This window comes from Gluconacetobacter asukensis, from assembly GCF_014174375.1.
Classification (GTDB): domain Bacteria; phylum Pseudomonadota; class Alphaproteobacteria; order Acetobacterales; family Acetobacteraceae; genus Gluconacetobacter; species Gluconacetobacter asukensis.
In genome coordinates, this window is sequence record NZ_JABEQE010000030.1 from 20856 (window position 1) to 27967 (window position 7112).

Below are 7112 nucleotides of genomic sequence, written 5' to 3' on the forward strand. Positions count from 1 at the left end.
CCAGACATCCCATCATCGGATCAAATGGGCAACGCGATAGCACCGAGATGGACGCTGCGCGACCGGATCGAGGGTTACTTCGTCGCTCTTGTCGTGACGCGCTACCTGAAGCTGACCTGACGGTCCCGCGCATTCCGTGACAGACGACGCGGCCGCCGGGGCCGCCAGGGGGAATATTCATGAACGGAACAACGAAGGCGCTGCTGCTGGCGGCTGGCGTAGTGGTGCTGGGGGCGGCGGCATGGGGCGGCGACCGCCTTGTGCTTGGAGACGGCGTGCGGGTCGAGACCAACGACGCCTATGTGTCGGCCTATTCCTCGGTCGTCGCTCCCAAGGTCGGCGGTCGCATCGACGCCGTGATGGCGCAGGACAACGAGCAGGTCCGCAAGGGCGAGGTGCTGGCCCATATCGAGGATGACGACTACCGCGCGGCCCTTACGGTGGCGCGGGGCAATCTCGCCGCCGCGCGCGCCGACATCGCCAATCTGCAGGCGGAGTTGGCCCGGCAGGACGCGCTGATCGCGGCGGCGCGGGCGGCGGTGCAGTCGGACGACGCCGAGCTCGTTTTCGCGCAGCAGGACGAGGCGCGCTACCGCAACCTGGCGGCCGGCGGCGCCGGCACGACCGAGCAACGCCAGCGCACGGCGGCGCAGACCCGCGAGGCCACGGCCGCGAAAGCCCGCGACGAGGCGAGCGTACAGGCCGCGATCCAGGAAAAGGATGTGCTCGCCGCCCAGATCGCGCGCGCCAGGGGTAATCTGACCCGCGCCGAAGGCGAGGAACAACGGGCGGAACTGGATTTATCCTATTGCACCATCCCGGCCCCGGTGGACGGCGTAGTCGGCGCGCGTGGCGTGCGCGTCGGCAACTATGTCAATCCTGGCAGCGCGCTGCTGGCGGTCACGCCAGTCCAGGATGCCTTTGTCGTCGCCCATTTCCAGGAGACGCAGCTCACGCACGTTGTGCCGGGGCAGAAAGCGACGGTCTGGGTCGATACGTTCCCAGGTCAGCCGCTCCGTGCCCATGTCGACAGCATCCCCCCGGCGACCGGCGTCGCGTTCGCACCGATCCAGCCGGATAATGCGACCGGCAACTTCACCAAGGTGGTCCAGCGCCTGCCGGTGCGCATCACCTTCGATCCGGGGCAGCCACTTGCCGCGCGGGTCCGGGTGGGGATGTCGGTCGAGGTGGCGGTCGATACGGCATCGCGTCCGGAAGGTCCGAAGGCGGGCGACCCCCGCTATGCGTGGCGGTGAGGGGCGGATCATGATCACACGCCTCAACCGCCGCATGCTCGCTCTGACGAGTACGCTCTGGCTCGGCGCCTGTACGGTCGGGCCCGACTATCACAAGCCTGATCTCGTCAGTGCGCCGCACTGGCATCGTGGCCTGGCGGATGCCGAAAGCCACCCCGAGGAAAGCCCCGCCGACCCGCAATGGTGGACGATCTACCGCGATCCGGTGCTGACCGCGCTGGAACAGCAGGTCGCATCCGCCAATCTAGATCTGCGCGCGAGCGCCTATCGTCTGGCGGAGAGCGTCGCCGAGCGGCGGATTGCGAGCGCGGCACAGTTCCCGCATGTGGAGGGGAATGCCTCCTACGCACGCGAGCGGGCCAGCACCAACGGTATCCTCGGCCTGCTTGGCACGCTGGAGCGCGCCGGCGCGGGCGATGTCGCCAGCGGCGCGCAGGGCTTCGGCCCCGTGGCCGTGCCGGGCACGGTCGGCAATCCGTCCTTCAACCTGCCGCAATACGGCATGAGCGCGTCCTGGGAGGTCGATCTTTGGGGTCATGTCCGGCGCCAGGTCGAGGCCGCCAGCGCGGCGGTCAAGGCGACGCAGGACATGCAGCGTGATGTCCTGGTCTCCTTGATGGCTGAGACCGCGCAGGATTATCTCGATCTGCGTGGCGTGCAGGCGCAGATCGCCATTGTCGGCCGCAATATCGACACTGCCCGGCACAGCGTTGCCCTGACGGGCCTGCGCTTTGCGCAAGGCGCCTCCACCCAATTGGACGTGGCGGATTCGCGCGGACAGCTCAGCGAATTCCAGTCGCGCCTGCCGATCCTGCAGAGCCAGGAAGTGCATCTGATCAACGCGCTGAGCTTTCTGGTCGCGCGCGAGCCGGGCGCGCTCCGGGCGCAGCTCGGCACGCCGGCACCGATTCCGCCGGTGCCCGACATGGTGCCCGTCGGCCTGCCGTCGGAACTGGCGGAGCGTCGGCCCGATATTCGGATGGCCGAGGAGCAGTTGCATGTCGCCACCGCCAGCATCGGCGTGGCCGTGGCGGATTTCTTTCCGCGCGTGACACTCTCCGGCAGCCTCGACGTGCAGGCATTGCAATTCAGCGGGCTCGGGTCCTGGGCGTCGCGGCAATACGGGTTCGGCCCGACCATGACGCTACCTCTGTTCGAGGGCGGTCGCCTGACCGGGCAATTGCGCCTGCGTCGGGCGCAGCAGAAGGAGGCAGCGATCACCCTGCAGCGCACCATTCTCAAGGCATGGCAGGAGATCGACGATGCCATGGCCGATTTCTCCGCCGCCCAGCAGCAGCGCGACCGGCTGAAGGAGACCGTGGCCCAGAACGAAACGGCCGTACGTCTGGCCCAGCAGCAGTACGTGCAGGGGGCGTCGGACTTCCTGAACGTGCTGACCTTGCAGAACGCGCTTCTGGCCAGCCAGAACCAGCTCGTGCAGTCGACGACGGCGGTCTCGGTCTCGGTGGCCCGGCTTTACCGCGCGCTCGGCGGTGGCTGGGAGGTGCGCTATCCGGTCGCGACCGCCCAGCGGTCCGGGCAGGGAGGGCGACAGAGATGATCAAGGTACGGCATCTTTCCGAGCTGGGTCATCTGGCCCAGGATGGCGTCAAGCTCGACTGTCATTTCGCGTTTCGAAACTACGTTTACCCCGCCCCCTCACATTGGGGACGGCTCCGGGTGCTCAACAGGATCGAGCTGGAGGCCGATGCCGCCTTCAGGCTGGACCATGAAAGCGCGGTCGAAATCGTGACCCTCGTCCTGGATGGCATGGTCGTGGCGCTGGTGGATGGTCTTGGCGACAGCCTGCTGAAGCCGGGCGATTGTCATGTCGTCAGCGCCGGCGATGGCGTGGCCATGGCGACGTGGAAAACCGGCGGTGCGCCGGCATCGCTCCTGCAGCTCTGGCTGCTACCCGAAGAAGAGGGTGGCGCGCCGGAAATCGGCCTGCGCCGCATTGGGGATCGCTTCGGGCATCAGCATGCCCTGCTGGCCAGTGGCTTTCCAGCTGACGATCCGGAGGAAACGGATCAGGGGCGGTCGGGTGACCCGCTGCCGCTGAAGGCTCGCGCCCGCGTAATTCGCCTCACGCTCCCGGCCGGCGGACAGGCCGTCGTCCCGACCTATGCGGATCGCTGTGTCTATGCTCTCGTCGCTGCGGGACGCGTGGAAATCCTTGGGCATGACGCCGATGCGGGTTGCGGTATCGCGGTTACCGGTTTTGAAACGATCATCGTGCATGCGCTCGAGCCCTCGACTCTCATCGTCTGCGATTCCGACTGAGCGAAAGGATACACGTATGAAGCTGTGCCGTTACGGCGAACCGGGACAGGAACGTCCGGCGCTGATCGATCAGATGGGGGGCCTGCGCAGTCTGGCCGGCGTAATCGGTGACCTGTCGCCGGAGGTTCTGGCACCAGCGCGTTTGGCTGCTCTGGCGGCGATCGACCCGTTGACCTTGCCGCCTGTGGATGCCGGGGTGCGGCTGGGCGTGCCAATCGCGGGGATCGGGAAATATGTCTGCATCGGACTCAATTATCGAGACCACGCCGAGGAGGCCGGCCTGCCGGTGCCGAAGGAGCCGATCGTCTTTCTCAAGGCCATCACGGCGCTTTCCGGGCCGAACGATCCGATCGTGCCGCCGATTGGCGCGAGATGCCTGGACTGGGAAGCCGAACTTGCCGTCATCATCGGTACGCGCGCGAAGGCTGTTGCGGTGGATGACGCGCTGGGTCATGTCGCCGGTTACTGCATCGCCAACGATGTGTCCGAACGCGCCTTCCAGATGCAGTCCAGCCAGTGGGACAAGGGCAAGGGTTGCGACACGTTCGGGCCACTCGGCCCGTGGCTGGTGACCCGGGACGAGGTGCCCGATCCCCAAGATCTGGATATCTGGCTCGAGGTGAACGGTCGCCGGATGCAGGCCGGCAATACAAGGACGATGATCTTTTTCGTGGCCGAGATCGTCGCGTATGTCAGCCGTTACATGACGCTGATGCCGGGCGACGTCATCGCCACCGGAACCCCTCCGGGTGTCGGGATGGGGATGCGGCCGGAGCCCGTCTATCTCCAGTCCGGCGACGTCGTGGAACTCGGCATTGATGGGCTTGGCCGGCAGAGGCAATGCGTGGCCTGATGCGCTCCGCGCCCGCAGCGGATCTGGACGAACAGAAGGAGAAAGCAAGATGAATGAGATTCTGGATACGATGCTCGCGCGGCGCGCGACGAAACGCTTCGACGCAAGTCATGAGATCCCGGACGAGACTCTGGCCGCCATCTTGCATGCGGCGCGGACAGCGCCTACCGCATTCAATATCCAGAACTGGCGGTTCCTGGTGGTGCGCGACCCTGTCGTTCGTACCGCGATCAAGGAAGTGGCATGGCACCAGCCGCAGATCGAAGAATGCTCGGCATTGATCGTTCTGTGCGCGGACATGCATGCCTACGCGAAGAACCCCGGCCGTTATTGGAAGGACGCACCGGAGGCCATGCGCGAGAAATACATTTCCATGATAACCCAGTATTATGAAAACAACCCGACCATGCAGCGCGACGAGGCGTTCCGTTCCGCTGGTATGGCGGCCTATGCCCTGATGATGGCGGCAGCGGCGCACGGCTATGACACCTGCCCGATGGACGGATTCGATTTCGAACAAGTCGCGGAAATCATCCGCCTGCCCAAGGACCATGCGCTGGTCATGTTTGTGGCGGTTGGGAAGGGAGCGGCCGAACTGCCTCCGCACGGGGGACGGATTCCGGATGTTGACGTCATCGCCTATGACCGATTTTAAAAAAATCATTCTACCTGCGTGGAACTCGACGGCGCAACGCTCTGGATTACGATTGAGGGCGACACGAATCCTCTTTGATATGCGGTGGACGCCGCCCTCGAACAAGTGGGACGAGAGTCATGCAGAAGAGCAAAGAGCCTATCTTCTGCCACGTCTGCCGGATCAACTCCGTCATGTGGGCCAGCCTCCGCCCAGTGCCCTGAATGAGCTTACGGCCGCGCGTGCCGCGTTTGCCCGGTTGAGGGCCAGTTGGTCCTGCGAGTCCAGAAGCTGCCGATCGGCGTCGAGCACGTCCGTCAGAGGAATGACACCCGCCTGGAAGGATTGCTGGGAAAGATCGCGCGCGCGGGTCAGCGAGGCGACTTCAGTCTGCAGGTCGCCTGTGCGCTGCTCCGTCTGTACCAAGGTCGTGAAGGCATTTTCTACATCCTCGGCCGCATGCAGGACCGTCAGCCGGTAGCGCGCCAGGGCCTCGGCATTGGCGCCACGGGCCTGCTGCACCTCGGCGTCGATCTTGCCGAAATCGAAGATCCGCCAGCGGATCGCGCCCGATCCCGTCGCCTGGAAACCGGGTGCTGTGAAAAGTTTGTTGGGACTGAGGCTTTGAAAGCCCAGAATACCGGTGAGTGACAATTTGGGATAGTAATCGCCCAGCACCTCGCCGATCCGTGCGTTCGATGCCGCCAGGCGGCGTTCGGCCGCCAGAATGTCCGGCCGGCGACGCAACATGTCCGTGGGCTTGTCGCTGCCGCCGATGGCCGGAATGGCTGGAATGTCGGACGGCGTTCCCAACTCGGCGGCATAGGTGCCGGGCTGAGCGCCCATCAGCACGTCAAGACGGTTGATCTGGGCTTCGAGGGCGATGCGGATCAACGGCACGGTCTGGCGCGCGGATTGCAGCAAAGCCTCCGCCTGGGCGAGTTCCCGCTCGTTCGAAATGCCCTGTGCGCGTCGCTGGCGGACCAGATCCAGCAGATGGGTGTCCACGGTAATCTGCCTTTCCGCGACAGCGAGCCGTGCCTGGTCTCCCCGGATCTGGAAATAAGCGTCAGCGGCGTCGGCCGCCACGGTGATACGCTCACCCACGCGTTCCACCTGCGCGGCCTCTTCCTCGTCCCGCGCTGCTTCCTGCCCGCGCCTGAGGCCGCCGAACAAATCGATTTCCCAGCTTGCCGCGCCGCTGACGTCATAGGTGCGATAGTCACGGTGGAAACCGGGGACGGTCCGTACGACATGGCCGATCAGCCCCTCCTGGGACAACCGGTTCGCGGAGGCCTGCGGGGTGAAATCCAGCGTCGGCAACAGGCGTGCGGTGGCCGCTTCCGCGGCGCCCCGCGCTTGGCGGACGCGGGCCATGGCGGCCGCGAGATCCAGGTTCTGGGTCAGTACACGCTGTTCGATGCGCATCAGTTCAGGATCGTGAAATCCCTCCCACCATGCGTCGAGCGACGGTGCCGCCGTGGCGTGCCGGGCGCCGATGGCTGCCGCACCGTGAAAAGGACGGAGACGCACATCCGGCGCCCTGTAATCCGGGCCGACCGCACAGGCGGACATCATCATTGCAACGGAGAGCGCGATGGCCGGCTTCAGCAATCCGGTCGTTGCCCGGTGGCGCGGAGGTGCCGTGTTCCGCCTTGTTGCAGGAAGCGTGGGATTCATGGCGTTCGACCTTCGATAAGCCTCGGACATGCGTTGTCCGGCTGTAGTCGAGTGACTTATATACACAACAGTCACTCGTTGTCAATTCACCGCCTGTGTCTTATCTAGGACGTCAAATTCAGCCAGGGGAAACAGGATGCGCGCGCCTCACACTGGACAACGTGGCCCGGTCGATCACGAGCGCCGGGATCAGATCATGACGGCGGCCATCGAGCATTTCGGGCATTACGGATACAAGAAGACCACGATGGCCGATCTGGCCGACGCCATCGGTCTGTCGAAAGCCTATATCTATAAATTCTTTGAATCGAAGAAGGCGATCGGCGAGGCCATCTGCGCGCTTCAGCACGGCAAGATGCAGGCGGATATCCAGGCGATCGTTGAGGAAGACAAGCCGGCTTCCGAC

General features: G+C 64.9%; 7 protein-coding genes. 6 read left to right on the plus strand and 1 reads right to left on the minus strand.

The genetic code is table 11. From position 1 onward, the window contains the following. The first annotated feature begins 179 nt into the window (after positions 1-179). The 5 genes from HLH35_RS18890 to HLH35_RS18910 are packed head-to-tail and all read left to right on the plus strand — an operon-like array spanning position 180 to position 5047. Positions 180-1256 (plus strand): HlyD family secretion protein, encoded by a 1077-nt coding sequence (locus HLH35_RS18890; RefSeq protein ID WP_182980613.1) that lies wholly within the window; start codon positions 180-182, stop codon positions 1254-1256. A gap of 10 nt (positions 1257-1266) precedes the next feature. Then, on the plus strand, positions 1267-2817 hold the full coding sequence (locus HLH35_RS18895; RefSeq protein WP_182980614.1) for an efflux transporter outer membrane subunit: 1551 nt from the start codon (positions 1267-1269) through the stop codon (positions 2815-2817). After that, positions 2814-3539, plus strand: a complete 726-nt coding sequence (locus HLH35_RS18900) for a pirin family protein (RefSeq protein ID WP_182980615.1) — start codon at positions 2814-2816, stop codon at positions 3537-3539. The genes HLH35_RS18895 and HLH35_RS18900 overlap by 4 nt, the downstream gene beginning before the upstream one ends. Positions 3540-3555: 16 nt before the next feature. Next, positions 3556-4392 carry a fumarylacetoacetate hydrolase family protein gene (locus tag HLH35_RS18905; protein ID WP_182980616.1) on the plus strand — a complete coding sequence of 279 codons (837 nt, stop codon included), beginning with the start codon at positions 3556-3558 and terminating at the stop codon, positions 4390-4392. A gap of 49 nt (positions 4393-4441) precedes the next feature. Then, entirely contained in the window at positions 4442-5047 is a 606-nt protein-coding gene (locus HLH35_RS18910; protein WP_182980625.1) for a nitroreductase family protein, read from the plus strand. Positions 5048-5218: 171 nt separating this feature from the next. Here the strand turns inward: HLH35_RS18910 and HLH35_RS18915 are convergent, their stop codons facing one another. Continuing rightward, positions 5219-6706: an efflux transporter outer membrane subunit gene (locus tag HLH35_RS18915; protein WP_182980617.1), complete on the minus strand. Its 1488-nt coding sequence runs from the start codon at positions 6704-6706 to the stop codon at positions 5219-5221. A gap of 196 nt (positions 6707-6902) precedes the next feature. On the opposite strand from HLH35_RS18915, the gene HLH35_RS18920 reads away from it, so the two are divergent. Continuing rightward, positions 6903-7112 (plus strand): TetR/AcrR family transcriptional regulator (locus HLH35_RS18920; RefSeq protein WP_246385235.1); only part of this gene is annotated, 210 nt, incomplete at its 3' end.